25 protein-coding genes are annotated in these 26,152 nt (G+C 62.3%); 12 read left to right on the top strand and 13 right to left on the bottom strand.

What is annotated here, in order from left to right; translation table 11 throughout:
• Window positions 1-9: 9 nt before the first annotated feature.
• The 4 genes from AB4Y87_RS24420 to AB4Y87_RS24405 all read right to left on the bottom strand — a co-directional run bounded on the left by AB4Y87_RS24420 (window position 10) and on the right by AB4Y87_RS24405 (window position 4,192).
• Complete coding sequence (locus tag AB4Y87_RS24420; RefSeq protein WP_442006815.1) at window positions 10-1,215, bottom strand: type II toxin-antitoxin system HipA family toxin; 1,206 nt, start codon at window positions 1,213-1,215, stop codon at window positions 10-12.
• On the bottom strand, window positions 1,212-1,466 hold the full coding sequence (locus tag AB4Y87_RS24415) for a helix-turn-helix transcriptional regulator (RefSeq protein ID WP_442006814.1): 255 nt from the start codon (window positions 1,464-1,466) through the stop codon (window positions 1,212-1,214). The genes AB4Y87_RS24420 and AB4Y87_RS24415 overlap by 4 nt, the downstream gene beginning before the upstream one ends.
• A gap of 124 nt (window positions 1,467-1,590) precedes the next feature.
• Entirely contained in the window at window positions 1,591-2,835 is a 1,245-nt protein-coding gene (locus AB4Y87_RS24410; protein WP_442006813.1) for a low temperature requirement protein A, read from the bottom strand.
• 43 nt (window positions 2,836-2,878) lie between these two features.
• Window positions 2,879-4,192 carry an ATP-binding protein gene (locus AB4Y87_RS24405; RefSeq protein ID WP_442006812.1) on the bottom strand — a complete coding sequence of 438 codons (1,314 nt, stop codon included), beginning with the start codon at window positions 4,190-4,192 and terminating at the stop codon, window positions 2,879-2,881.
• Between the two features lie 237 nt (window positions 4,193-4,429).
• On the opposite strand from AB4Y87_RS24405, the gene AB4Y87_RS24400 reads away from it, so the two are divergent.
• Genes AB4Y87_RS24400 through AB4Y87_RS24390 form a run of 3 tightly spaced genes read left to right on the top strand, consistent with a single transcriptional unit; the run spans window position 4,430 to window position 7,923 of the window.
• Complete coding sequence (locus AB4Y87_RS24400; protein WP_442006811.1) at window positions 4,430-5,554, top strand: FG-GAP repeat domain-containing protein; 1,125 nt, start codon at window positions 4,430-4,432, stop codon at window positions 5,552-5,554.
• Window positions 5,555-5,599: 45 nt separating this feature from the next.
• Window positions 5,600-6,769, top strand: a complete 1,170-nt coding sequence (locus AB4Y87_RS24395) for an FG-GAP repeat domain-containing protein (protein WP_442006810.1) — start codon at window positions 5,600-5,602, stop codon at window positions 6,767-6,769.
• 11 nt (window positions 6,770-6,780) lie between these two features.
• The gene (locus AB4Y87_RS24390) at window positions 6,781-7,923 is read left to right on the top strand and encodes an FG-GAP-like repeat-containing protein (RefSeq protein WP_442006809.1); all 1,143 of its coding nucleotides are present in this window, start codon (window positions 6,781-6,783) and stop codon (window positions 7,921-7,923) included.
• 34 nt (window positions 7,924-7,957) lie between these two features.
• Here the strand turns inward: AB4Y87_RS24390 and AB4Y87_RS24385 are convergent, their stop codons facing one another.
• Window positions 7,958-8,719, bottom strand: a complete 762-nt coding sequence (locus AB4Y87_RS24385; RefSeq protein WP_442006833.1) for an SDR family NAD(P)-dependent oxidoreductase — start codon at window positions 8,717-8,719, stop codon at window positions 7,958-7,960.
• Window positions 8,719-9,627, bottom strand: a complete 909-nt coding sequence (locus AB4Y87_RS24380) for a fumarylacetoacetate hydrolase family protein (protein ID WP_442006808.1) — start codon at window positions 9,625-9,627, stop codon at window positions 8,719-8,721. The genes AB4Y87_RS24385 and AB4Y87_RS24380 overlap by 1 nt, the downstream gene beginning before the upstream one ends.
• A 145-nt stretch (window positions 9,628-9,772) precedes the next feature.
• Between AB4Y87_RS24380 and AB4Y87_RS24375 the strand changes: the two genes are divergently transcribed.
• The 8 genes from AB4Y87_RS24375 (at window position 9,773) to AB4Y87_RS24340 (ending at window position 18,282) form a co-directional block, all read left to right on the top strand.
• Window positions 9,773-11,071 (top strand): L-fuconate dehydratase, encoded by a 1,299-nt coding sequence (locus tag AB4Y87_RS24375; protein WP_442006807.1) that lies wholly within the window; start codon window positions 9,773-9,775, stop codon window positions 11,069-11,071.
• A gap of 42 nt (window positions 11,072-11,113) precedes the next feature.
• Window positions 11,114-12,646, top strand: coding sequence for a sugar ABC transporter ATP-binding protein (locus AB4Y87_RS24370; RefSeq protein ID WP_442006806.1), 1,533 nt, complete (start codon window positions 11,114-11,116; stop codon window positions 12,644-12,646).
• Entirely contained in the window at window positions 12,643-13,680 is a 1,038-nt protein-coding gene (locus AB4Y87_RS24365; RefSeq protein WP_442006805.1) for an ABC transporter permease, read from the top strand. The genes AB4Y87_RS24370 and AB4Y87_RS24365 overlap by 4 nt, the downstream gene beginning before the upstream one ends.
• 71 nt (window positions 13,681-13,751) lie before the next feature.
• A complete protein-coding gene (locus AB4Y87_RS24360) occupies window positions 13,752-14,753 on the top strand; it encodes an ABC transporter substrate-binding protein (protein WP_442006804.1) in 1,002 nt (333 codons plus the stop codon).
• Between the two features lie 105 nt (window positions 14,754-14,858).
• On the top strand, window positions 14,859-16,151 hold the full coding sequence (locus AB4Y87_RS24355) for an alpha-L-fucosidase (protein ID WP_442006803.1): 1,293 nt from the start codon (window positions 14,859-14,861) through the stop codon (window positions 16,149-16,151).
• Complete coding sequence (locus AB4Y87_RS24350; RefSeq protein WP_442006802.1) at window positions 16,144-16,458, top strand: L-rhamnose mutarotase; 315 nt, start codon at window positions 16,144-16,146, stop codon at window positions 16,456-16,458. Before AB4Y87_RS24355 ends, AB4Y87_RS24350 begins: the two co-directional genes overlap by 8 nt.
• Window positions 16,443-17,420 carry an aldo/keto reductase gene (locus AB4Y87_RS24345; protein WP_442006801.1) on the top strand — a complete coding sequence of 326 codons (978 nt, stop codon included), beginning with the start codon at window positions 16,443-16,445 and terminating at the stop codon, window positions 17,418-17,420. Before AB4Y87_RS24350 ends, AB4Y87_RS24345 begins: the two co-directional genes overlap by 16 nt.
• Window positions 17,413-18,282 (top strand): amidohydrolase family protein, encoded by an 870-nt coding sequence (locus AB4Y87_RS24340; RefSeq protein ID WP_442006800.1) that lies wholly within the window; start codon window positions 17,413-17,415, stop codon window positions 18,280-18,282. Before AB4Y87_RS24345 ends, AB4Y87_RS24340 begins: the two co-directional genes overlap by 8 nt.
• A 29-nt stretch (window positions 18,283-18,311) precedes the next feature.
• On the opposite strand, the gene AB4Y87_RS24335 is transcribed toward AB4Y87_RS24340, so the two are convergent.
• The 7 genes from AB4Y87_RS24335 to AB4Y87_RS24305 all read right to left on the bottom strand — a co-directional run bounded on the left by AB4Y87_RS24335 (window position 18,312) and on the right by AB4Y87_RS24305 (window position 25,400).
• Window positions 18,312-18,896, bottom strand: coding sequence for a FadR/GntR family transcriptional regulator (locus tag AB4Y87_RS24335; protein ID WP_442006799.1), 585 nt, complete (start codon window positions 18,894-18,896; stop codon window positions 18,312-18,314).
• A 91-nt stretch (window positions 18,897-18,987) separates the two neighbouring features.
• Window positions 18,988-20,499 (bottom strand): amino acid permease, encoded by a 1,512-nt coding sequence (locus AB4Y87_RS24330; RefSeq protein ID WP_442006798.1) that lies wholly within the window; start codon window positions 20,497-20,499, stop codon window positions 18,988-18,990.
• A 140-nt stretch (window positions 20,500-20,639) separates the two neighbouring features.
• Window positions 20,640-22,055, bottom strand: coding sequence for an aspartate ammonia-lyase (locus AB4Y87_RS24325; protein WP_442006797.1), 1,416 nt, complete (start codon window positions 22,053-22,055; stop codon window positions 20,640-20,642).
• Between the two features lie 13 nt (window positions 22,056-22,068).
• A complete protein-coding gene (locus AB4Y87_RS24320; protein ID WP_442006796.1) occupies window positions 22,069-23,094 on the bottom strand; it encodes an asparaginase in 1,026 nt (341 codons plus the stop codon).
• Window positions 23,091-23,816, bottom strand: coding sequence for a FadR/GntR family transcriptional regulator (locus tag AB4Y87_RS24315; RefSeq protein ID WP_442006795.1), 726 nt, complete (start codon window positions 23,814-23,816; stop codon window positions 23,091-23,093). Before AB4Y87_RS24315 ends, AB4Y87_RS24320 begins: the two co-directional genes overlap by 4 nt.
• Window positions 23,817-23,901: 85 nt before the next feature.
• The gene (locus tag AB4Y87_RS24310; RefSeq protein ID WP_442006794.1) at window positions 23,902-25,182 is read right to left on the bottom strand and encodes a type II toxin-antitoxin system HipA family toxin; all 1,281 of its coding nucleotides are present in this window, start codon (window positions 25,180-25,182) and stop codon (window positions 23,902-23,904) included.
• A complete protein-coding gene (locus AB4Y87_RS24305) occupies window positions 25,176-25,400 on the bottom strand; it encodes a helix-turn-helix domain-containing protein (RefSeq protein ID WP_442006793.1) in 225 nt (74 codons plus the stop codon). Before AB4Y87_RS24305 ends, AB4Y87_RS24310 begins: the two co-directional genes overlap by 7 nt.
• Before the next feature lie 183 nt (window positions 25,401-25,583).
• Between AB4Y87_RS24305 and AB4Y87_RS24300 the strand changes: the two genes are divergently transcribed.
• Entirely contained in the window at window positions 25,584-26,090 is a 507-nt protein-coding gene (locus tag AB4Y87_RS24300) for a hypothetical protein (protein ID WP_442006792.1), read from the top strand.
• The last annotated feature ends 62 nt before the right edge of the window (window positions 26,091-26,152 follow it).

The raw sequence follows: 26,152 nt of genomic DNA, 5'->3' as shown, positions 1-26,152 counted from the left end.
CACGACGGGTCAGCCCTCCAGTAGGCGCCGACGATGTTTGAGCTCCTTGATCCATTCCTTGGTTTGCCTTGCCGCGAACGGTGAGGCGCCGCCGTCGAGGTCGCTGATCAAGGAGCCGGTTGCCTTGAGGGCGATGTCCACTGAATGCTGGGCCGCCCGTTCAGTCAGCCCAAGCTTCGCGGCCCAGGCGAGGAAGTGCTTGCGTGAGATGCCGGTCTTCTTCCCGCCGACGGCCAATGCCAGCGTCTTGTCGCCGTAGACCACTGTGGAGGGAATGTCGTAGACCGGGGCGATGGTGAATTCGCGGACGCCAAGAACTCCAGGCGCCTCCACCATGGAAACGTTCTTGGCGTGCAGGTCCCCGTTCCCCGTCAGCCAGGCAAACGCGAGTTGGATGACCAGATTGCGCACTGCTGGAAGGCGTGCAGGGCAATGCCCGGCCAGCGCTGAACAGACTTCGCTGAACGGAACGCTGTATTTGTCCGCCGGGTACAGCCCAAGGATCTGGGCGCCGTCCTCCACAGCCAGACGCAGAGGCGAGCCGTCGGCAGCGGTGACCCGGTCAAAACGCTCCACCAGAAGCCCCGCCCGGCCGCCGACGTCGTGCACCAACTGCACGTTGCTCACCGGAATCCGCAGCCGTCGCGCATAACGGAACATCAGGAACTCGTTTTCCACCACTGATGGGAACTCCGGAGCGTTGAGCTTAAGGATGTAGCGCTTGCCCGCCTGCGCCACGGGGAGGGAAATCATTCCGGCAGATAACTTGTCCTGCACACCCGCCAGCGCTACGGGATCGATCAATCCGGAATCGCCCAGCAACGCATCAAAGTCCAGCGGCAGTTTTGAGTCAAGCACGACGGCGGTGCCCCCTTCCGCCAGAGCCTCGCCGTGGGGGACCGTCTGGACATCGCCCACTGCATCGCCACCCGCCGCCATGAGGAGGGCGAGTTCGTCGTCCGCGCTTGCCTTGACGCTGCGTCGTAGCGAGTTGAGTCGCCGGCCCTCAGGCAGCAGGCCGGTGAAGTAGGCCGGTACTGCACCGCTGGGCGTGAAAACAGGATCGGCACTCACGGGAAGCGTCGTTGCCACGGCGGGTAGGCCGGCGTCGAGGTACCGCTGGAGGTAGCTGAACTTGGTGCCGCCCTCATGGCGTTCGAGGCGCGCCGCCAGGATGCCCTGCTTGTAGACGTCGGCGATGCGGTGGAAGGTCATGGTGCTGACTCAGAAGCTATCTCAGAAGCCGCGGGCAGGCCAGCTTGACGGAGGGAAAGTTCCAGGCCGAGGGTGTCGAGTACGGCCAAAAGTGGCTCAAGCTGGACTGTGCTCTTGCCTGTTTCCACGAATCGGACAAACCGTTCGGAAACGCCGGCGAGGTCGGCAAGGTCCTGTTGGCTCAGGCTTAACGATGCACGGCGGGCGCGTACTTCAGAGCCCAAAGTTGCCATAAGGTTGGTGGCTGCCACGCGGTCCTCCCTTGGTAGGAATCGGTACGAACGTGCCGATTCCTTAGTTTGCACCCCTATGCAAAGCCAAATCAAGGGCATTTACGATGAGAACCGGCACGAACGTACCGAGTTTCATGGGCGCCTAACCGGTCGCCGCCTCCAGTCGACGCAGCGCTGCTGCCCGACCCTTGTGGCCCTGGCGTTCATCGAAAAGGATCGAGAGGCCCAGCACCACCATCATTTCCAGCATGCACACAGGCACGGATGCGCCCGCGGCCGCCATGGCGATACTCGCGGCGAGGCCAAGCACTACCGAGGTAGTGCCCCAAAGGTGGCTGCGCTCCAGCCCAAGCATGATGCCGTAAAGGGTGCTGAGCGAGACCTTGAACAGGATGACCGGAATGGCGATCGAGGCAACTGCGGCGGCCGCCGGGATGTGGGCTTCATCATCAATGAAGTAGGCGGCAACGTGAAGTCCGGCGCCGGTGGCGGCGATGGCTGCGAAAAGGGGAAGGTGCCCGTATCCGAATATCCATGAGCGGTGCCGTTGCACGTGGAGGGCCGGGCCCGAGGGCAGGATGAAGTAAATCCACCACAGGGCAAAGGCCAGCCCTGTCCCGCTCAAACCAACCAGCGCAGCATCCAAGGTCCAGCCGTGGAGGGCAACGATCGCGCGCAGCGTTTCAATCGCGCCGATCAAACATTCGCCCAACGCAATGATGGCCAGGAGCCCGTAGCGTTCTGCGATGTGATGGGCGTGCCACGGGGTGCGGATGTTCCGTTCCGCGAAGTACGGCGCCGCCATCTCCAGGATGAACAACGGGGCTGCCATGAGGAAGGTGGTGGCCACGCTCGCATCGATCAAAAGGACCCCCACCCAGCCGACTTGCACCACTGCAACGTACTTTGCATACCGCAAGCACGTTTCACGGCGTGCTGGGTCCTGGCGGGCAGCGCGCAGCCACTGGAAGATCAGCGCCACTCGCATGATGATGTAGCCGAGCACCATGGCCACGTTGTCCACGTGCTTGCCTTCGATGATCGAGTGGAACAACGGCTCAATGCCCATGGCCAGGATGAGCACACCCACCATTTGGACCATGGTTACGACGCGGAACACCCAGTCATCGGTGTCGTAGGCGCTGGCGAACCACGTGAAATTGATCCACGCCCAGATAGTTGCGAACATGGCGAACGCGAATGCCAGGAGCCCCGGCCAGAAATGTGCCTCCGCCACAGCATGGGCGAATTGGCTACCGGCGACGCCGAAGGCAATGACAAACGTCAGGTCGAAGAACAGCTCCAGCGGAGTGGCCGTGCGATGCTTCTCGTGAGGATCGCGGCCGCCCATCCGGGACAGCGCATGGCGCAGGGGATTTGTGGACATGGGTCAAAGATTACCGGTGCACTTGGTCCCGCGGACGGAACCCCTACACGCGGCCCAGCACATCGATGTCTTCGAGGAACTCCTGGTACACCTCGTCACTCACGGTCGTCCGGGTATCGGCGATGGCGTCGAGGTAGTCCTGTGTGACAGGGCCCTTCCGTCCGTTCGACGAGACTGTGGACGATGCACCCGAAGTAGCGGCGTCGTCGTACACGGCCTTTTCCAAGGCACGCTGTGAGGCGCTGCGTGCCGCGAACTCGATGTCCGCCGGCGAGAAGCCCTGGGTGCGCTCCACCAACTGAGCGATGTCGACGTCGTCCACCACGGTGGCGGGGATGAACCGCTGCCACATTGCCTCTCGCGCGTGGACGTCCGGCAGGCCGATGGGGATGACGTAATCGAACCGGCCATGGCGCAGGAAAGCTGTGTCCAGGGCGCGGATGAAGTTGGTGGCGCAGACCAGGAGACGTCCGGGCTGTTCGCGGAACGCCGGGATGATCTTGAGGAGCTCGTTAGTGACGCCCTGCAATGGCGACGGCGGATCGCCAGCCCGCTGCGAGGCGATCTCCTCCACTTCGTCGATGAACACCACGGCGTGTTCCAGCTCGGCGATTTCCAGGAATGTCTCCCGCAGCGCCCCGGCCAGGCCCTTGGGGTCTGACGCCAGGCGGGACGGGAACACCTCCACGAACGGCCACTCGAGCCGCGACGCTATGGCCTTGGCGAACGTGGTCTTTCCCGTGCCCGGAGGACCAAAAAGCACGACGGCGCGCGGCGGCACCACACCGTACTCGTCGGCGAGGTCGGCCTCAGCCAGCGGGAGAACCAGACGGCGTTCCAACAGTTCCTTCTCGCGCTTCATGCCCGCCACGTTTTCCCACAGGTCACGGGCCAGGATCCGGCCACCCAGCAAGCTAAGGGGTTCCAGTTCCTGGCGTTGCACAGGGATGGTTCGCTCGAAGTAGCGCAGGTTCTTCTTCACCACAAAGCCGCGGCCAAGGAACGCTTCAACGCGCGTCTCGGTTTCCGGCATGAGCGCGGACAGCTTGTTGAGGCCATGCGGAGCCATGCGGTTCTCGACGGCGGACAGCAGCGAAGTGCCGATGCCCCTGCCACGGAACTCCGTCAGCGTCGCGAGGAAAACGACCCAGCCTTGGTCATGGGCCGCACGTCCAACGGCGGCGCCAACTACTTGGTCGCCTTGGACGGCCACCACGGCGTGGTCCTTTTCGCACGAGGCAAGCACCTCAGAGAGTGCGTACACGGGCTCTACGCCATCAGCCTTGAGTGACTCCCAGAGGTGCAGGATGCCGTCAAGATCGGACGAATGGAAGTCCCTGATGCGCCAGTTGGTCATGGGGTTTCTCCTGGGTGTGCTGGTGGATCGCCGTTGATTCCTTGGAGTTGAGCATAGGGGAACCACCCGTCCAGTACGTTGCGGGCCCGTTGCGTTACGGCGCAAACCCACGACGGCGGCCTGTCGGCACCCGCTTTCGTCCCGGCGTCGTACGTGCCACCTAGGATGGGCGCAACAGACCGGTTGTGGCGCGCGTTACGAGGGAGAATCGTGGGCTTGTTTTCTGGGAGATCATTCTTGAAAGGCGGCGCGGCCGGCGTGCTGGCTGCCTTGCTTATCGGCACGTCCTTGGCGCCAGCGGCGAACGCTGTCGATGCCGACGACCTTGTCATTTATGGCCCCAACATTGTGGGTGCGGCGCTCTCCGTCGAGCGAGCCTACGACTACTTCATTGCATGCGATCCAAACCCGCAGGTGAACTACACCGTCCAGTGGCTGCGGGACGGTAAGCCGGTGGGGCCCAGTCCTGGGTATTCCCCAGCGCTCCATGCACTGACCATTGATGATGTTGGAACCAGGATCTCGGCGGTTGTCAGCGGTGCTCAGGAGTGCCCGCCCGTCCGGGTGGACGATCCAAGGGTGATCCGGAAAGAACCGTCACGGGCCGAGGGCTTCACGGGCCGGGGTGCCTTTGAATTGGAGGCCCGCCGCTCGGATGGGGTGCTGTTTTCGTATCTGGGCCAGGACGCGTCGCAAGGCTGGAAGAGCGTCCTGCGAATCGGGCCGGGCTGGGAGTCCTTTACGAGAATTATCGCCCCAGGAGACATCACCGCGGATGGCCTCAACGACATCCTGGCTACGGACCTCTCAGGCGCCCTCGTTCAGTACGAAGGTTATGGTGACGGCGCGTTCACCGCCCACTATCGAAATGTCGTCGGCTCAGGATGGAATGCGATGGATAAGGTGGTGGGTCCCGGGGATTTCGATGGAGATGGACTGAACGACCTTTTGGCGAGCGACGCCAAGGGAGACCTCTATCTATACCCCAGGGTTGACAGAAGTTCGTGGAGTCCGCGGGTAAAAGTCGGCCAAGGCTGGGGCACGATGGACTTGATTTTCGCGCCGGGAGACTTCAACGGTGACGGCAACGTAGATGTCATGGCGAAGGACAAGGACGGCCGGCTGTTCCTGTATGGCGGCAATGGCCGCGGCGGATGGATCACGCCGAGGCAGGTAGGGCAAGGCTGGAATGCCTTGTCCAAAATCGGAAGTGTCGGGGATTTCAACCACGATGGGTTCAGTGATGTCCACGGCGTAAATGCTGCCGGTGATCTGTTGATGTACTACGGCGATGGTCGTGGCGGGTGGAAAGGCGTGGAGACAGTGGGCCGCGGCTGGGGCGGTTTCAACGGGCTCTACTAAGGAAGCTGTCCGGCTGTAGTTGCAAGAGCTGGGAGAAATGTGGGCATGATCTCATGGAAAAATGACAGCTTCCGGCGTGCAAGCGCTGCGGGGCTCTTGGCGGTGCTACTTGCGGTTTCGGCAGTGGCCCCCGCCGCAATGGCCATCGATCCTGATGACGTCCACCTTGATGGGCGAACCATTGTGGGTTCGTATCTGTCGGTGGCCGGGTCCAACTACTTCGAGGGCTGCAGCGGAAGTTGGAAGCCCGACATGACAATTCAATGGCTGAGGGACGGCGTGCCCGTTCCTGTTGTTCCACCGGAGAACCCGTATTTGTATCGTTTGAGAACCCCTGATCTCGGTCACCGTATTTCTGCAGTCGTCACGGGATCGCCCGTGAACTGTGCCGATCGGACAGTAACCACGCCTCCATCGGACCCCATCAGGAAGGAACCCATGAGGGCCGAGGGCTTCACGGGCAGGAACGCCTTTGAGGTCATGGCACGCAAGCCTGACGGGACCCTGATGCTGTACCTCGGACAGGACAACGCAAAGGGTTGGAAGGACGTGCGGCAGGTTGGGCCAGGCTGGGAAGGCTTCAGCAAAATCATCGGGGCCGGCGATTTTGGGGCCGATGGTGTCAACGACCTCCTCACGCAGAACACTGAGGGGAGGATGTTCCAGTTCAATGGCACCGGCGACGGCGGCTTCCACACTTATCAGGATCCCGGAATCGACTATGGCTTTGGACCGGGGTGGAATGCCTTCGACAAAGTGCTGGGACCCGGCGACTTCGATGGCGATGGCCTGAATGACCTCCTCGCCAGTGAGGCCAATGGCGATCTTTACCTCTACCCTTCAGGTTTTGAGCGAGTCATCAAGCCGGGAGTTTACGTCGGCCATGGCTGGGACGTCATGGACCTCCTGATCGGGCCTGGGGACTGGGACGGCGACGGCAAAGTGGACGTCCTCGCCAAGGACAAGAGCGGGAGGCTCTACTTCTACGGCGGGGATGGCCACGGCGGCTGGACCACTGTGCGGCAGATCGGCCAGGGCTGGAACGCCTTGACGATGGTCGGCAGTGCTGGCGATTTCAACCGCGACGGTTTCAACGATGTCCACGGCGTGAACGCCGCTGGCGATCTGGTGATGTACTACGGCGATGGTCGCGGGGGCTGGAAGGGTGTTGAGACTGTCGGTTGGGGCTGGAACATCTTCAATGGGCTCTACTAGTCGGGGGCAACGTGTCGAGAAGCAAGTCAATCGCAAAAGCAGTGCTGCTGGCTCTGGCGCTCGCATTTTCTGCAACGGGTCCGGCCGCGTCCGCAGCAGAGGTGCCGGACGTGGAAATATCGGGCAACCCGATCGTGGGCGCGGTGTTGATCGTGGATGGGGCCCAGGAGTACTTCGAAGGCTGCGGCGGAAACGGGGACCCTGGGTACTCCATTCAGTGGCTTCGCGACGGGGAACCGATCGCACCGGATCCCCGTTTTAGCCCGTACCTCCATGTCGTGGAATTGGACGACCTCGGCGGTCGGATCTCCGCGGTGGCCAGCGGCTCGCCTGCCGCATGCGCCGGCCGGAAAGTGGTGACGCAGGAAACCGCAGTGGTAGAGAAAGAACCACTGCGGGCTGCAGGATTCACGGGGCGCGGAGTCTTCGAACTGCTGGGCAGAACCCATGACGGGACGCTCATGCTGTACCTCGGCAAGGACACATCAAAGGGATGGAAGGAAAGCCGTCGGGTAGGCCCGGGATGGGGACTGTTTACCAGGTTCATTGCCGGGGGCGATCTGACCCACGACGGCATTGCCGATCTGATGGTCGAGAACACCTCGGGGACGCTCTACCGGTTCCCGGGAACAGGCGACGGCGGATTCCACACTGATAACGCCAAGGGCACCTGGGAGTGGAGCGCCATGGACAACGCGATTGGGCCCGGTGACTGGAACGGGGATGGACCTAACGATCTGCTGGCCAGCGACGCAACTGGCGATCTTTTCGTCTTCCCTTCCCAGCCGTTCGGCGGCTGGGGTGCTCGGGAAAAGGTCGGCCACGGCTGGGACGTCATGGACCTCCTGATCGGCCCCGGGGACTGGGACGGCGACGGCAACGTGGATGTGCTGGCCAAGGACAAGACCGGGAGGCTCTACTTCTACGGCGGCGACGGCCACGGCGGCTGGACCACCGCTCGCCAGATCGGGCAGGGCTGGAATGCCTTGACAATGATCGGCAGTGCTGGCGACTTCAACCGGGACGGTTTCAACGATATCCATGGGGTGAATGCGGCTGGCGATCTGGTGATGTACTACGGCGATGGCCGCGGGGGCTGGAAAGGCGTTGAGACTGTCGGTTGGGGCTGGAACATCTTCAACGGGCTCTACTGAAACGCCACCAAAGCAGCCCCAACCAAACCAGCCCCTACTGAACCGGCCTTAGCCGCAATCCCTGCATGCCGCCGTCGACGGCCAGTGAGGTTCCCGACGTCGAACCGGACAGTGGGCTCGCGAGGTAGGCCACCGCGCCTGCAACCTCGGCCGGGTCCACCATCCGGCCGTGTGGTTGACGGGCATTGAGTGCGGCGCGCTCAGCTGCCGGGTCAGCGGCGGAATCCAGGAGGCGGCCCACCCAGGGCGTGTCCACAGTGCCTGGATTTACGCAGTTCACGCGGATGCCCTCGCGAACGTGGTCGGCAGCCATGGCAAGCGTCAACGACAGCACTGCGCCCTTGGACGCCGAGTACAGGGCCCGCTGGGGAAGCCCGGCGGTCGCGGCGATTGAGCAGGTATTCACGATCGAAGCGGCCGGCGACTCGCGCAGGTACGGCAGGGCAGCACGGCTGACGCGCGCAATTCCTACGACGTTGATGTTCAGCACCCGGAGCCACTCGTCGTCGTCGTTCGCGGCGATGTCACCTTGGGCGCCAATGCCGGCGTTGTTGACCACGATGTCAAGGCGACCGAACTCCTTGACAACACTCTCGACGGCGGTGCGCACCGAGGCGTCATCGGCCACGTTGCATTCCACGCCGAAGTGCGGGCTGGTGTCCGGTGTCAGGTCCAGGACGGCAACCTGCGCGCCGCCGGCGGCGAGCCGGTCCGCGATGGCCGCACCAATTCCGGAGGCCCCGCCGGTCACGAGTGCTGCCAGGCCTTCGAATTCCTGGCCCACTGGGGATGCCATCATGCGTTGACGTGGGCGGGGGCGGCGGAAACGGTCCCGGCCTGCGCGCGGTAGTATTCCTGCCGCTGGCGTCCCAGGCCGTCAATCTCCAGCTCCACCACGTCGCCGGGCTGGATGTAGGGGAATCGACCAGACAGGGCCACACCCTCGGGTGTGCCGGTGATGATGACGTCGCCAGGCTCCAGGACCATGTACTGGCTGAGGTGGTGAACGATCGTGGCGGGATCGAAAATCATGTCCGAAGTGTTCGAGTCTTGGCGGGCTTCGCCGTTCACCGAGGTCCTCAGCCGGAGGTTGCTGGCATCCACCTCAGATGCGGGAACCAGCCACGGGCCCAGGGGAGTGGAGGCGGGGAGTGACTTGCCCTTGGTCCATTGTCCCGCGGCTCCGGGGATCTGGTAGTCGCGCTCGGAGAGGTCGTTGGCCACTGCGTAGCCGGCGATGCATGCTTCGGCCTCGTCCAGAGAGGAAAGGTAGGACGCTTCCTTGCCGACCACTAATGCCAATTCCACTTCCCAGTCATACTTTTCCGACGACGGGGGGATGGGGGCAGCGTCGAAAGGACCGCTGATGGTGTTGGACGGCTTCAGGAAAACCACCGGTACCTCGGGCGGCGTGGCCCCGGATTCGGCGGCGTGCGCGGTGTAATTCAGGCCAATGCAGATGACGGAGCCTGGACGGGCCACGGGCGCTCCGATGCGCACCCCGTCCGCGGAGATTTCAGGAAGTTTCCCGGATTCCAGGGCTTCGCGGGTGCGGGTGAAGCCGCCCGAGGCGAGGAAAACGCCGTCGATGTCGTTGGTCAGCGGCGAGAGATCGAAGTATTTCTCTGTGCCGTCGGCGTCCTGGGCGATGACGGCCGGTTGTTCGTTTCCGGCCGTACCCAGCCTGGCGAATTTCAAGGTCATGGCTTCCTCCGTGCGTTTGGGACTAACATCCGAGCTCTAGTGTGCTGTTTCACTACATAATACGGAAATGTGACCCATTGACAAGGTAGACATCGGATGTTTAGCTCTACCTAGATCACAGACCGGCTGCCAAGCAAGGAGCGCAATGAGCGTCATTACCGCAGTGGACACTTTCGATATCCGCTTTCCCACCTCGCAGGACCTCGATGGCTCCGACGCCATGAACCCGGACCCCGACTATTCAGCGGCGTACCTGATCATTCGCACCGATGCCGGTGATGGTCATGAAGGCCACGGCTTTGTGTTCACGATCGGGCGCGGAAACGAGGTTGAGACGGCAGCCCTCGACGCTCTTCGGGGCCACATCCTGGGGCGAAATGTGGAGGATCTCCTGGGAGACATGGGCGCCACGTGGAAGCTGATGGCCCACGATTCCCAACTCCGATGGCTTGGCCCGGAGAAGGGCGTCATGCACATGGCGATCGGCGCGGTGGTGAACGCCCTCTGGGATCTGAAGGCCAAGCGGGCGGGCTTGCCGCTCTGGGAACTGCTCGCCGCCATGAGTCCTGAGGAACTCGTGGCATTGGTGGACTTCAGATACCTCAGCGATGCCCTCACGCCGGATGAAGCGCTGGGGATCCTGCGCGCAGCGGAGGCGGGCAAGGAAGTACGTAAAGTGGCACTTCGCGCTGAAGGCTACCCCGCATACACCACGACGCCGGGCTGGCTGGGTTACAGCGACGAGAAACTGACCCGCCTGGCCAAGGAAGCCGTGGCCGACGGGTTTGCGCAGATCAAGCTCAAGGTAGGCGCCTCTTTGGAGGACGATATCCGGCGCGTGGGAATTGCCCGTGAGGCGGTGGGTCCGGACATCAGGATCGCTGTGGACGCCAACCAGCGCTGGGATGTTCAGGAAGCCATCGATTGGATGGCCCACCTGGCCCCTTACGACATCGCCTGGATCGAGGAACCCACCAGTCCCGACGACGTCCTGGGGCACGCGGCCATTGCCCGCGGTGTGGACCCTGTCCCTGTGGCCACCGGGGAGCACGTCCAGAACCGGGTGATGTTCAAGCAAATGCTTCAAGCCGGTTCCCTCCAGGTCCTGCAGATTGATGCAGCCCGGGTAGCTGGAGTCAACGAGAACATCGCCATTCTGCTGCTGGCTGCCAAGTTCGGTGTGCCTGTCTGCCCTCATGCCGGTGGTGTGGGGCTGTGCGAGGCCGTTCAGCACCTGTCCATGTTCGACTTCGTCGCCGTTTCAGGGACAAAAGAAGGCAGGATGATCGAGTTCGTGGACCATCTGCACGAGCACTTCATCACCCCCGTGGATGTCCGAAGCGGCGTGTACTGGCCGCCGTCGGCTCCTGGCGCGGGCAACGAAATGGTCCGTGAAACACTGGCCGAATACGCGTTCCCCGACGGCCCCGTCTGGGCTCGATAACGTACCGCGACAGCACGTGCACGCTCACAAGGAAGTGATCGCATGACCCAGCAAGCACCACCACTGCTCTCCCTCCACGGAGTCAGCAAGACTTTTCCCGGAGTCCGCGCCCTGAACAACATGGGACTGGAGCTTCGCCACGGTGAAGTCCTTGCGCTCGTGGGAGAGAACGGTGCCGGAAAGTCCACGCTGATGAAGCTTCTGTCGGGCATCTATACACCGGACAGCGGTACTTTCGAGCTGAACGGTACGGCCTTTGTGCCGGACAGTCCCAAGCACGCGCAGGAACTGGGCATCAGCATCATCCACCAGGAATTCAACCTGATGCCGGACCTCACCGTGGCGCAGAACATTTTCATCGGCCGCGAACCCCGGCGCTTCGGAGTGCTGAACGAGCGGGCCCTTAACCACCAGACGCAGGAGCTGCTGGACAGGATCGGCCTGCAGCTGAATCCCCGTCAAAAGGTGGGGCAGCTGACGGTGGCCAAGCAGCAGATGGTCGAAATCGCGAAAGCACTGAGCCACGATTCCAAAGTGATCATCATGGACGAGCCGACGGCAGCCTTGAATGACGCCGAGGTGGCAGCGCTGCACCAGATCATTCGTGGGTTTATCTCTCCCGGCACCGGCGTCATCTACATCTCGCACCGCATGGACGAACTCAAGCAGATCTCACAACGCATCACGGTGATTCGCGACGGCGAGTACGTCGACACAGTCAGCACGGCGGAGACCACCATGAAGGAAGTCATTTCCCTGATGGTGGGGCGCCAGATTTCGGGAGAACAGCGTCCGACGGCGGTCCCCGCCGAGGTGGCTAACGACGTCGTGCTTTCGGTTGAGGGGTTATCGACGCGAACCCTGCTGCGGGATGTCGGCTTCGACCTCCGACGCGGCGAAATCCTTGGCTTCGCAGGGCTCATGGGAGCAGGTCGGACGGAAGTGGCGCGTGCCTTGGTTGGCGCTGATCGTGCCACGTTCGCCCGGCTAGAGGTACGCGGCGCTGATGCGGTCATCCCGAACCCTGCTGCTGCCGCGAAGCTGGGCATCGGCTACCTGTCCGAGGACCGCAAGCATCTTGGCCTCATGCTTGAGCGGGACGTGAAGGAGAACATCATGCTCTCTTCGCTCGCCGCGAATGCACCGGGCGGGTTCATCAAGGATTCCGCGTTGCGCCGGACCGCTGAGGAATACAGCAGGAAGCTGCGGATCAAAACGCCATCCATTCACCAGCTGGCGCGCAATCTCTCCGGCGGCAACCAGCAGAAGATCGTGATCGCCAAGTGGCTCGTCAAGGATTGCGACATTCTCATCTTTGATGAACCCACGCGAGGAATCGACGTGGGTGCCAAGGAGGAAATTTACAGGCTCCTTAACGAACTGGCCGCCGGTGGGAAATCGATCATCATGATCTCCTCGGAGCTTCCCGAGATCCTGCGCATGTCCCACAGGATCGCCGTCATGGCCGAAGGCCGGATCACAGGCTTCCTCAGCAACGCTGAAGCCACCCAGGAACAAATCATGGAGCTGGCCACCCGCCGCGCCATCGCCACACCAGGAGCAATGACAGCATGAGCCTTGTAGAGACCCCCGCGTCCCGCAACCAGGGTACAAAGCCCGGACCCGCCGAACAGAAGCCGGTACGTGATCTCGCTACGAGGTTCCGTTCCTCCCTTCAACAGCTCCTGGCCTTCGGTTCACTCATTGTCCTGGTGATCTTTTTCGGCGCAATAAACTCGCGATTCCTGGTGCCGAGCAATCTTTCGGACATCCTGCTCTCCACAGTGGTGATCGGGTTGCTGGCCCTCGGCGCAACGTTCGTGATCATCACCGGCGGCATTGATCTCTCCGTCGGTACCGGCATGAGCCTGTGCTCGGTGATGACAGGCGTGATCCTGACCTATCTCGGGCTGCCGCTGTGGGCCGGCGTCATTGGCGGCATCCTGATGGGAGCCGTGATCGGTGCCGTCAACGGGTTCCTGATCTCCTTCCTGAAGATTCCACCGTTCATCGCCACCCTGGCCACCATGCTCGTTGCACAGGGAATGGCGCTGGTAGTCTCCGGAACCAAGCCGATCTATTTCACCAGCACTGAAGGCTTCGCCAACCTTGCCCTTGGCAAGCCCATCCCGGGCCTGGTGGTTCCCAACGCGGTATTCATCTTCTTCGCAGTGGCCGTACTGGCAGGGCTTGTCATGAGCAAGACGCTCTTGGGCCGCTACACCTTTTCCATCGGCTCCAACGAGGAAGCCACGGCACTTTCAGGCATCAACGTCCGCAACTGGAAGTTGTGGATCTACACGGCTGCAGGAGCTTTCACAGGCCTGGCCGGCGTCATCATCGCAGCCCGCCTCAACTCCGCCCAGCCGGGGCAAGGCATGGGCTACGAGCTGCAGGCGATTGCCGCCGTCGTGATCGGTGGGACATCCCTGGCCGGAGGCAAAGGCTCCATCGTCGGAACAGTGATCGGCGCCCTCATCATGTCCGTCCTGACCAACGGCCTGCGCATCATCTCCGTGCCGCAGGAATGGCAGAACGTGGCAATCGGCGTCGTGATCCTCGTAGCGGTCTATCTGGACATGCTGCGCAGGAAGGAGACCGCCAAATAGCCGCTGCGCTTCCGCTCCAACCACATGCATCCTCTCCAGAACGCATCCTCAGAAAAAGGGAGTCTTCAATCGTGAGCAAGTCCATCCACAACCGCCGTTCCTTTCTTACCCTCACCGGCCTCGCCCTCGGTGCCGTCGCTATTGCCGGCTGTGAGGCACCAGCCGGATCCGCCGGCGCCAGCGGAGCAGCAGCAGACGGCGCCAAGCCGTACATCGCCGTCGTGTCCAAAGGTTTCCAGCACCAGTTCTGGCAGGCCGTTAAGCAAGGCGCGGACAAGGCTGCCAAGGAATTCAACGTCGATATCACCTTTGAAGGCCCGAACACCGAGAAGGACGTTGACCAGCAGATCCAGATGCTTACCACTGCCCTGGGCAAGTCGCCTGCAGCTATCGGCTTCGCAGCGCTGGACTCTCAGGCCGCCACGCCCCTCCTGGAGCAAGCCAAGAGCAAGAACATCCCCGTCATTGCGTTCGACTCCGGCGTCGACTCCACCATCCCGGCCACCACGGCCTCCACGGACAACAAGGCTGCAGCAGCTGAGGCCGCCAAGCACCTTGCTGAATTGATTGGCGGGTCAGGCGAGATCGCCATCATCGGCCACGACCAGACGTCCAAGTCCGGCACCGACCGCCGCGACGGCTTCAAGGAATACATCGAGAAGAACAACCCCGGTGTCAAGATCGTCGCCATCCAGTACGCCGGTGGCGACCAGCTGCTCTCGGCAGACGCAGCCAAGGCAATCATCACCGCCAACCCGAACCTCAAAGGAATGTACGGAACGAACGAAGGCTCGGCAATCGGCGTCGTCAAGGCCGTGGAAGAACTCGGCCTCAAGGGCAAGCTGACGATCGTCGGATTCGACTCCGGCAAGGCGCAAATCGACGCCATCAAGTCCGGACTCATGGCGGGCGCCGTCACCCAGAACCCGGTCGGCATCGGCTACGAAACCGTCAAGGCAGCCGTTGCCGCCATCAAGGGTGAGAAATTGCCGAGCAAGATCGACACGGGCTTCTACTGGTACGACTCAAAGAACATCGACTCCGAGACCATTAAGCCCAACCTCTACGAATAGAATCACGCCTGGATTGGGTGGGGCCTGTGCCCCTCAGTGCCCCTCCCAATCCTGCCCTGTCGCTCCAAAAGCACCGCCAACTCCCGGCACACGGAAGGTATCCCGTTGATCCAGCACGCACCTTGGTTTGAAGAGTCCCGCTTTGGCATGTTTGTCCATTGGGGCCTCTACGCGCTGCCTGCCCGGCACGAGTGGGTGATGAACCGGGAGGAAACCACTGTGGAGGAGTACTCCAAATACTTCCGGCGCTTTGACCCCGATCTCTACGATCCAAACGAGTGGGCACGCGCAGCGCGTAAGGCCGGCATGAAGTACGTGGTCCTCACCACCAAGCATCACGACGGCTTCTGCCTGTGGGACTCCGCTCTGACCGACTACAAAGCCACCAACACGCCAGCCGGCCGTGACCTGATCGCACCCTACGTTCAAGCGCTGCGGGCTGAAGGGCTCAAAGTCGGCTTCTACCACTCGCTGATCGACTGGCACCACCCCGACTTCACCATCGATGGCGTGCACCCGCAACGCAACATCACCGACGTCGAAAGCCTCAACGCCGGGCGCGATATGGCACGCTACCGCGAGTACCTGCACGGCCAGGTCCGTGAGCTCCTCAGCAACTACGGCACCATCGACTACCTGTTCTTCGATTTCTCCTACGACGAAGACGAACACGCCGGCTTCTGGGGCGCCAAAGGCGCCAAGGACTGGGACTCCGAAACGCTGCTCGCCATAGTGCGGGAACTCCAGCCAGGCCTCGTGGTCAACGACCGCCTGGGTATCCCCGGAGACTTTGTCACCCCTGAGCAGTACCAGCCAGCAGGTCCCATGATGGTCGACGGCGCCCCGGTCAGCTGGGAAGCCTGCCAAACGTTGAACGGCAGCTGGGGTTACGACCGCGACAACCTCAACTACAAATCCGTGGACCTGCTGATCCGAATGCTGGTGGACGGCGTCTCCAAGGGCGGAAACCTTCTGCTCAACGTAGGCCCAACAGGCCGCGGCAGCATCGACCCCCGGGCGCTCGCCTCCCTCGAAGGGATCGGCGAATGGATGCAACTGCACTCCCGCTCGGTTTATGGTGCAGGAACTTCGCAGTTCACAGCACCACCGGATACCCGCTACACCCAGCGCGGGAACCGGCTGTACGTGCACCTCTTCGCCTGGCCCTTTGAATACGTCCATCTCCCGGACCTGGCTGGCAAGGTGGAGTACGCCCAACTCCTCAACGATGCGTCCGAAGTCTTCCTGCAAGAAGGTGACCCCGGACAGCAAGCCATCAACATCACCCCCGGCGGCCAGCCGGCCGGGACGCTGACCATCAAGCTCCCCGTCCAGCGGCCCGACGTCGCTGTGCCCGTGCTTGAGCTGTTCCTGAAGCCGGGGGACTTCAATGACTGAAAGCATCGCCCTCCACACCCGCCTCAAACCCGGAACCGAGGAGGAATACGCCCACGCCCACGCGAACATCCCACCCGAACTGGTCGAAGCCCTTAAAGGAGCCGGCGTGCGGAATTGGCGGATCTGGCGGAGCGGGCTGGACCTTTTCCACGTGGTGGACGTCGAGGACTACCAAGCCATGCGCCATGCGCTCGCGGATCATCCGGCGAACGTCCCTTGGCAAGCCCGGATGGCCGAACTCCTTGAGGTTCAGGACGATTACTCCGGGAACGATTCGGGTATCCAGAAAGTATGGGAGCTGCCATGAACCTGGAACCACTTAACCTCGGCCGGCTCGGATTCGGTGCGGCCGGCATCGGGAATCTGTACAAGGCCATCCCTGATGGGGAAGCCATGGCCACTGTCCTGGCCGCTTGGGACTCCGGCTTTCGCTATTTCGATACCGCACCGCACTATGGCCTGGGCTTGTCTGAGCAGAGATTGGGCGCTGTCCTCCGGGACAAACCCAGGGACGAATTCGTCATCTCCACTAAAGTGGGCCGCTTGTTGGAAGCCAACACCGGCGGCGCCGCGGCAAAGGACGGTTCAGTAAAGGACGACGAAGGCTTCGACGTCCCCGCCACCACCAGGCGGGTGTGGGATTTCACCGAAGCCGGCATCCGCCGTAGCATCGAGGATTCCCTGGAACGTCTGGCCTTGGACCATGTGGATATCGCGTACCTCCACGATCCCGATGTTCACGATCTCCAGGCCGGGATCTCCCAGGCCCTTCCAGCGCTGGAGAAACTGCGCGAAGAAGGGGTGGTCAAAGCCATTGGCGTTGGCACCAACTCCGCGGAGGCAGCCTTGGAGTGTGTCGAGGCCGCGGACCTGGACCTCGTCATGCTCGCAGGCCGCTACACACTGCTTGAGCAGCCCAGCGTCCCGCTGCTTGACCGGTGTGTGGAGCGCCGCACCGGCGTCGTAAATGTTGGCGTCTACAACTCCGGACTGCTGGCTCGTCCCGAAGTGCCCGACGACGCGCATTACAACTACGACCGCGCCCCGCGTGAAGTGGTTGAGCGTGCGCGGGCGCTTGCTGCGGTCTGCCGGGATTTCGGCGTTGAACTTCCGACGGCGGCGCTCCAGTTCCCGCTGCGGCATCCGGCCGTGGTGAATGTGACAGTCGGAGCCAGCAAACCTGAACAAGTCACCTCGAACGCCAACCGTATGCAGGAATCCGTGCCGGAAGAATTGTGGGACGCGTTGGAGGCTCTGGGGCGTGATTGACGCGCATCTGCACCTGTGGAACCTGGATGCCTTTGTAACCGGAGGTGTCCGACCCTACTCGTGGCTGGGCCCGCAGCACGGCGCGCTGTTCCGCAACTTCGGGGAGGATGAGGCCGCCGAGGCCTTGGCAGCAGCTGGGATCAGGGGAGCCGTGCTGGTCCAGGCAGACGACACGCTTGCCGATACCCAGAGCATGCTCGGCGTGGCCGCCCGCCATCCATGGGTGCTCGGCGTCGTGGGGTGGGTCCAACTGGACTCGCCGACCCTGGCTGCGGAGCAGCTGGACGCGTTCACCGCGCATTCCATGTTCAGGGGAGTCCGGCACTTGGTGCACGACGATCCCCGCGATGACTTCCTTAACCTGCCTTCGGTACGGAAATCCCTGGCCTTGGTTGCTGCACGCGGCCTGGCCTTCGATGTTCCCGATGCCTTCCCGCGTCACCTCGGCGCCACCGTCCGGCTTGCCCGCGAACTTCCTGAGCTGACTGTGGTCCTGGATCATCTCGGGAAGCCACCCCTGGCGGACTCGGTCGCGATGGACACCTGGCGCTCTGATTTTCGACAACTCGGGCGGCTGCCCAACACTGTGGCTAAATTGTCCGGGTTGCACCTGCCGGGCGTCGAGTATTCCGCCGATTCGTTGCGGTCACTGTTCGACGAAGCGCTGGAAGCCTGCGGCCCTTATCGCTTGATGATCGGCAGCGACTGGCCAGTGAGCACCCTCGGTGCGCCCTACGGCAGGACGCTGGATGTGTTGTTGGAACTCGTGTCTTCACTGAGCGTCCCGGAACAGCATGCTGTGCTTGAGGCGACAGCCATTCGTACCTACCGGCTACCGGTAACGCCGCTTCCCCAGGATTAGGGCTTCCCAGGGACTACGCTTTCCAGGGATTAGAGCGCCTGCCGCAGCCAGTTCTCCACGCCGCTGATGTGGACTGTCACGAGTGCCCGAACCAGCTCGGCATCGCCGCGTTCCAAGGCGTCGGCGATCGCGCGGTGTTCGGCAAGGGTGTGCGCCACGGCTTTTTCCTGCGTCAGGCCGCGCCAAATCCGCGCACGAACGGTGCTGCTGGACAGGGCTTCCAACAGGCTGCCAAGGTAGTCGTTCCCAGCGGCTTCGGTAATGATGCTGTGGAACTCGAGGTCGTGGGCAACCAGTTCTTCGACGTCGGTGTTTTCATCGATGCCATCCATGGTGGCGCGTAATGCCGTGAGCTCGGCCGGTCCAATCTTGCCGGCAGCGAGGTGGGCGGTGGCGGGTTCCAGGATTCGTCGGACCTCAAAGAGTTCCAGGATAGAGCGGTCTTGATGCAGGTCAACCACAAAAGCCACAGCTTCGTTGAGCAGCTTGGCGTCAAGGCTGGTGACGTAGGTTCCATCGCCGCGGCGGACGTCGAGCACTCGGATCAGCTCCAGCGCCTTTACCGCTTCACGCAGTGAACTGCGCGAAAGCCCGAGCGCCCTGGGAACAACCACGGCTACTTGGGCCCGTTAGCCAACGACGGCGGCACTCAGGTTCCGATGTTACGGAACCCGGGTGCCGCCGTCGGGCGCTGCTTGGGGCTTGTTAGGAGTCGCCGCCGCGCATGGGGCGGTTGGCAACCACCGGAGCGCTGCCGGTGTAGCCGTCGCGGGTCGCAGCAAGCTCGTGGATCTGCTTGCGGCACAGGTACCAGCCGACCACCATCAGTGCGCATGCGATCGCGGTGACCAGCATGGTGAGTGGGGAGTCGATGAAGACCATCACCAGCACGCCCACCAGGAACAGGAGCGAGAGGTAACCGGTATACGGCGCACCAAACATCCGGAAGGACGGGCGCTTGAGCCAGCCCTTGTCTGCCCAGCGTTTGAGCTGCATCTGGCACAGGACAATGGTTGCCCAGGTGACGATGATGCCCACCGAAGCAACGTTCAGGACGATCTCGAACGCCTGTGACGGGACGAGGTAGTTCAGCGGAACGCCGAGCAGCGAGACGCCTGCGGTGATCGCGATGCCACCGTAGGGGACACCAGCCTTGTTCATGCGCTGGGCAAACTTCGGTGCGGAGCCGGCAACGGACATCGAGCGCAGAATACGGCCGGTGGAGTACAGGCCGGCATTCAGCGAGGACAGTGCGGCGGTGAGAACCACAAGGTTCATGATGACGTCCACGCCCTGGATGCCGATGGATCCGAAGAACGTTACGAACGGGCTGACGCCCTTCTCGTATGAGGTGTACGGGAGCAGCAGAGCCAGCAGGATGACCGAGCCAACGTAGAACACTGCGATACGGAAGACCACGGAGTTGATGGCCTTGGGCATGATCTTCTCAGGGTTCGGGGTTTCACCGGCGGCGGTGCCGATGAGCTCGATCGATGCGTAGGCGAACAGCACACCCTGCATGAGGATGATCATGGGAAGGATGCCATTGGGGAAGATGCCGCCGTTGTCCGAAAGGAGGCTGAAGCCAACTTCCTGGCCCTCGACGGGTGTGCCGAAGATGACGAAGTAGGTGCCCACCACCAGGAACGCCACCAGTGCGGCCACCTTGATGATGGCAAACCAGAATTCAAGCTCGCCGAAGACCTTGACCGATACGAGGTTCAGGCCCAGGACCACGACAAGTGCGATCAGCGCCCATGCCCACTGTGGAACCACGCCGATCCACGGGACGTATTTGCCGAAGAAGTTCATGTACAGCGCCGCTGCTGTGATGTCCACGATGGTGGTGGTGGCCCAGTTGATCCAGTAGAACCAACCGGAAACGAACGCGGCCTTCTCACCGAAGAACTCACGGGCGTAAGAAACGAAGGATCCCGACGACGGGCGGTGGAGAACGAGTTCACCGAGCGCGCGGAGGATCAGGAACGCGAAGAAGCCACATACGGCGTAGGCGATGACGAGCGAAGGGCCGGCAGCGTTGAGGCGGCCACCTGCGCCGAGGAACAGACCGGTGCCGATTGCACCGCCGATCGCGATCATCTGGATCTGGCGGGGCTTCAGATCCTTGTGGTAGCCCTTGTCCTCTGTGTGGAGGGCTTTCTCGCTGGCATGCGCTTGGGCCGGGACCGTGTGGTCCGTAATGGGTGGGTTGGTCATTGGAATCCTTAGGGGTGTCCTGTTGGGGGTGTCCTGGACGCGTCCGGTCGGGGGCCGGAGCGCAGGACAGGGCCTCGGGGGTGTGCCTTATCGGGCGGGACGGCTCTTTTGAGCCGCTGGGCTTACTGGCCGGTTTCGGCTTACTTGCTCAGGTTTGCCAGACGTTCCGGGCTGAGCAGTTCCTCAAGCTGGGCAGCGGTCAACAGACCGTGCTCCAGTACGAGTTCTGCAACACCCTTGCCGGTGGCCAGCGCTTCTTGGGCGATGGCCGTGGCGGAGGCATAACCGATGTGGGGGTTCAATGCCGTGACGAGACCGATCGACTGCTCCACGGTAAGCCGTAGCCGTTCGGTGTTTGCGGTGATTCCCCGGACGCAGCGTGCCGTAAGGGTGCGGCACGCTGCTTCCAGGTGGGAGATGCTCTTGTGCAGGCTGTGCACAATGATCGGTTCGAAGGCGTTCAGCTGAAGCTGGCCCGCCTCCGCGGCCATGGTGACTGTGACATCGTTGCCGATGACTTCGTACGCCACCTGGCTGACCACTTCCGGGATCACCGGATTGATCTTGCCGGGCATGATCGACGAGCCGGACTGTACGGCCGGCAGGTTGATCTCGCCCAAACCCGCACGCGGTCCAGAGGACAGCAGGCGGAGGTCGTTACAAATCTTGGAGAGCTTCACTGCCACGCGCTTAAGGACGCCGGACAGGTGAACAAAGGCGCCAACATCCTGGGTGGCCTCAATGAGGTCCGCGGAGGTAAGGAGCGGAAGGCCAGTGATTTCAGCGAGATGACGGCACGCAGCATCCGCGTAACCGACTGGCGCATTCAGGCCCGTGCCAATGGCGGTAGCCCCAAGGTTGATCTCGTGGATCAGCATGTGGGACTCGTCCAGGCGCGCCCGGTCCTCGGCAATGGTCACGGCGTATCCGCCGAATTCCTGGCCCAGGGTCATGGGAACGGCGTCCTGAAGCTGGGTGCGGCCCATCTTCACTACCGTGCGGAATTCGCGGCCCTTCTCGGCAAACGCCAACTCGAGTTCTTCCAGGGCGAGGAGGAGTTCCTTCACCGAGAAGATCGTGGCAAGGTTCACCGCCGTCGGGTAGACGTCGTTGGTGGACTGGCTCAGGTTTACATGGTCGTTCGGGTGCAGCTTGGAGTAATCGCCCTTGGGGTGGCCAAGGATTTCCAGCGCGCGGTTGGCGATGACCTCGTTGGCGTTCATGTTGGAACTGGTTCCCGCGCCGCCCTGGATCACGTCCACCATGAACTGCTCCTGGAGCATGCCATCCATGACGTCCTGGCAGGCCTGCTCGATGGCTCCGGCACGTTCAGCATCCAGGAGGCCGAGCTCGTGGTTGGTGCGTGCTGCCGCCATTTTTACCGCGGCGAGGCCGCGGACCAAGTGACGGTTGGTGGACAGGGGCTGTCCGGTGATGGGGAAGTTCTCGATAGCCCGCAGGGTGTGGACGCCCCAGTAGGCGTTCCCGGGAATGTCGCGGTCCCCCAGGAGGTCGTGTTCGGAACGGATGGGGATCGCCTGATCGACGGTGGTCATAGCTGTCCTTGGTTTAGTTCTTGCTGAAAAATTGCGCTGCGCGGAGCTCGCCGACCGGATGGCCGCCGCCCAGCACCGGTGGGCTTTGAAGCGTGTCCAGGCTGCCGCCGTCGACGCCCAACTGGCGGAGAACCTCAACGGTGACGGGCATGCGTGCGCGGTCACCGCCGTCGGAAATCTTCACGGCCGCGCCACGGCCGTCCGGCAAGCCCACCAGCTGGAGGCCTTCAAAACCGTCCTTGGCCAGCAGCCCCGGGACGGCGCGCATCAGCGCGGTGACGTCGCGGCCTTCGCCTGCGACCATCTCGGGGAAGCGGCGCATGGCGTGGGCAACCTTGCCCTCGTCGGTGCTTTGGTCAGCGGCGGCGATGCGGCCGTAAGCGCGGGCCATGCCGTGAAGTGTGTGCGCAAAAAGCGGAGTGCCACAGCCATCCGTGCTCACTGCGGCTGCATCCTCGCCAGTGAGTTCGGTGATGGTGTCACGAACCAGGACCTGAAGCGGGTGTTCCGGGTTCAGGTAGCCCTCCACGGGCCAACCGTTGATGACGCACACAGCGGTCATGGAGGCGTGCTTGCCGGAGCAGTTCTGCGCAAGTTGGGTGGGGCCGTTGCCGGCGCGGAGCCACTCTTCGCGCTCAACGACGCCGTACGGCAGGTCAGTGCTGTTGCCCAGCGCCGCTTCGGTCAGGCCGTGAAGCGCCAGGATTTCGGCGGCGCCGTCGCGATGCGCTTTGCTGCCCGAGTGGCTGGCCGCCGTCAGGGCGAGGAGGTTCTGGGGGATGTCCAAGCCTGCACGGAGGAGGGCTACGGCCTGCAGCGGCTTAAGGGAGGAACGCGGATACATCGGCGCGTCCGGCTCGCCGGCTTCGATGGCACTGCTGCCATCGGCGTTCAGGGCGATCAGCGATCCATAGTGGATGCTCTCCACCAAGCCGTCGCGGGTCTGTTCGACGAGCGGGACGTGGTTGGGTGTTCTCTGTGCTGTTTGGGCCGCTGCTGCCGCGGTCACTTGGGGCATGGTGTCCTTTGGGTGGTTCATTTGCTGAGGATCGTGTCCAGTGCGACGCTGACGGCCTGAAGGTGATCGGCCATCGCTTTGCTCGCTGCTTCGGCGTCGCCTGCTTCGATTGCGTTCAGCACGGCAACATGTTCCTCGTCCGAGCGGTGTTGCCGGTCGGCGACGAGGTTGAGGGTTTCAGACTGGTGGGCCAAGGCCTCGCGGATATCGGAGACGACGCTGGCGAACACCCGGTTGCCACTGGCCCGGGCGACGGCGGAATGGAAGCTGGCGTCCAGGTTTACCCAAGATTCGGGGTCGTTCTCATGGAGCATTTCCTGGACGATGTCCTTCAGATGCTCAAGTTCTTCTTCGGTGCGGCGCTGGGCTGCCAGGCCGGCTGCGGGAATCTCAATGTGCGGACGTGCCTCGTTCAGATCACGTGCACTGTACTGGCCCAAGGTAAGGTCATTGGCGACCTTGTTGGCCACAATGAACGTGCCCTTGCCGGTCTTGGTCACGGTCAAACCCAGTGTGTTGCACGAGCGCAGGGCTTCGCGGATGACCGAGCGGCTTACGCCGTACTGGGCTGCCAGCGTTGCTTCAGAGCTCAGCTTGGTGCCGATATCGAACTGTCCGCCCTCGATAGCCCTTCTGAGCGCCGCGAAGACAGCCTCAGCCGCGGAAATGCGCGAGATCGGGGTGGGCCCAGCGGGCTTGCCCGGTGCGGGCTGTCCGGCTGTCCGGCTGTCTGACAGGTTCACGTTATCGAATATGGCACGGGTCACAAGGCTGTGTCAACGCTGAAAGGCTTGTTTCAGGCTTTGGGGGTCTTGGCGATCGGCTGGCTCACTGGACCAATGGCAGCTTGCGTACGTTGGCCACTGTATCGTCGGCGACTTTCGGCAGCCGCCCCATGTGGTTTTGCAGTTCGTCTTTGGCGGCATCAAACGCTTCCACCAGCTGCCCACAGTAGTTTCCAACAATCTCTTCCGCTACGTCGGGCGTGACGCCGAACTGCCTACCCGTGGAGACCAGCATTTGCCTGCTGATTTTCTGTAGACGGTATTCGCCCTTCACGCTCATGGCGAGATCGATGCTTGACTCTCCATCCCAGTAGGGAGCATATGTAGCGAGGTCATAAAGCGGTGCTATTTGCACTTCACTGCCCCGGAGCAGGATCGAGTAGTTCTTGGCGTGAGCATCCGTGCAACCGGCCACAGTGTTGAACACGAAGGCCCGGTAAAGTGCTTCTCCAGCTTTGCGGCGGTCTCTTTCGAGGGGAAACGACCGCGCAAGTGAAGCCATGTCGCCGGCCCCAGGACCCCCGTCGCGATGCTGGTACTTCTTTGCCGGCGAAACGCTCAGAGACTGGCAGAGGTCCTCTTGGTGAATGCGGCGCCAGACGCTATCGGTCAGTTGACGGTCATAGCGCCGTGTCACGAATACGTCCCAAGAACCGATGCGTGCAAGTTCGGAGCTCGCCACCTCAAGGCCGAGCAAGGCTGCCGCCCTCATGGTCAGCTGCTCGACGACGTCGAGCCTGCTGAAGTTCCCTGCTGTCGGCTTCAAGATGTGAGTTGTTGGTGTCGCATCTGCCGGGACTCCCCACGTCCCATCGGGGAGTTGATGAAGGGCGATTTTCGGTTGTGCTCCTGCAAGACTGAAACGTCCTGCTGCATCGTCGTATGGCGTGCCATCCTCATATTCAGCCACGACATGATCCAGCATGGTGGCAACATCGGATTCCGAGACCGGGGTGACCGAGTTCCTGGCGAGCCCGCCGTCCGGGGATTCTGTTCCCGGACGCATGAATTGGAGTGCGCCAGCGACATCTGCACCGATGTACTCAAGGATGGCGAAAGGGTTTGATGGGGAGACCCCAAACCTCCTCGCTATGGTCCGCAAGGCTCCGTCGCTGTCCGGGAGCAAGCCTTGCAGGAAGGGCAGGACTGCGCGCTTCTTGTGTGAAGCGGCGGCCAGTGGCATGGAAAGCGATAATGGTGTCGCGTCGGGGATTGCCTGATATTCCGGTTTATAGCGGAATATCAGATTTCCTGAGGGCGTCTGCTCAACCCGACCACAGGCTGCCCCATCCATGAACACGTCGAGTGCACGGCTATTTACCATCTGACGTAGCCGGTGTCGCTGTTGCGTACGGCAAGCTCGAACCCCAAAGCTTGGAAGACGTCCATGAATTTTGACGTCTCCACTGTTGCCTTGCCGGATTCAAGGTCGATCAAGAAGGTTCGCGAAACGTTCGCTCGGCGGGCAAGCTCTGCCTGAGACCAGCCACGCTCCTCACGAAGCTCACGTACCAGTGGGCCTGCCTCCCGCACTGTGCGCATTCTCGGACTCCTGTCGCCGTACGGCAACTTTCGAAAATGTCGCCGTACGACGACTTTAGCATTTGTTGCCGTACGGCGACAGTGTCACGCTGTCCTTGATAATGATGCGGGCCCCTGCGTGACGCTCAGGACCAGGAAGGAAGCAAGCAGCGCACCGCAAACGTTCGGTTGACACAATGGACCATGCTCTTCACCAAAAAGTCCCTCACCGCCGAAGGTTTCACGGGCTTTCGAGCCTTGGACGAACTCGACGTCATGCGCGTCCCCCAGGGTCCCGGGGTCTTTGCCCTGCTTTGCCCCGCTGGTTTCAAGCCCGTCTTCCTCAACCAGAGCACCGCGGGCACCTTCAAGAAAAAGGACCCGTCCCTCAAACGGGAAGCTCTGGAGGCGGAGTGGGTTTCCGACGCTTCCCTGTTGTACCTGGGCAAAGCCAGTGCCGGAAGCCAGGGAAATCGGGGGCTGCGGAAGCAGATCCAGGAGTTCATGGATTACGGTCGCGGGCGACCCACCGTCGTCTGGGACGCCCGGCTCATCTGGCAGCTCCGGGATGCTCTGGACCTGATCATCGCGTGGAAGGAACTCCCTCCTTCCGAGGTGAATGCAGCCGAGGCTGCCTACCATGCTGATTTCGTTGCCACCTATGGCCGCCTACCGTTTGCAAATCTGGTTCAAGCCCGCTCCAAGAAATAGGGCGTTAGGCACGACGGCGGCAGCGGGCTTCTGTTGGGGGCCTGCCATGGGAGCCGCGAGCG

It is taken from the genome of Paenarthrobacter sp. RAF54_2, from assembly GCF_052113945.1.
Classification (GTDB): domain Bacteria; phylum Actinomycetota; class Actinomycetes; order Actinomycetales; family Micrococcaceae; genus Arthrobacter.
The sequence above is the reverse complement of the archived record's forward strand: the minus strand, read 5'-3'. Positions and strand labels throughout refer to the sequence as shown.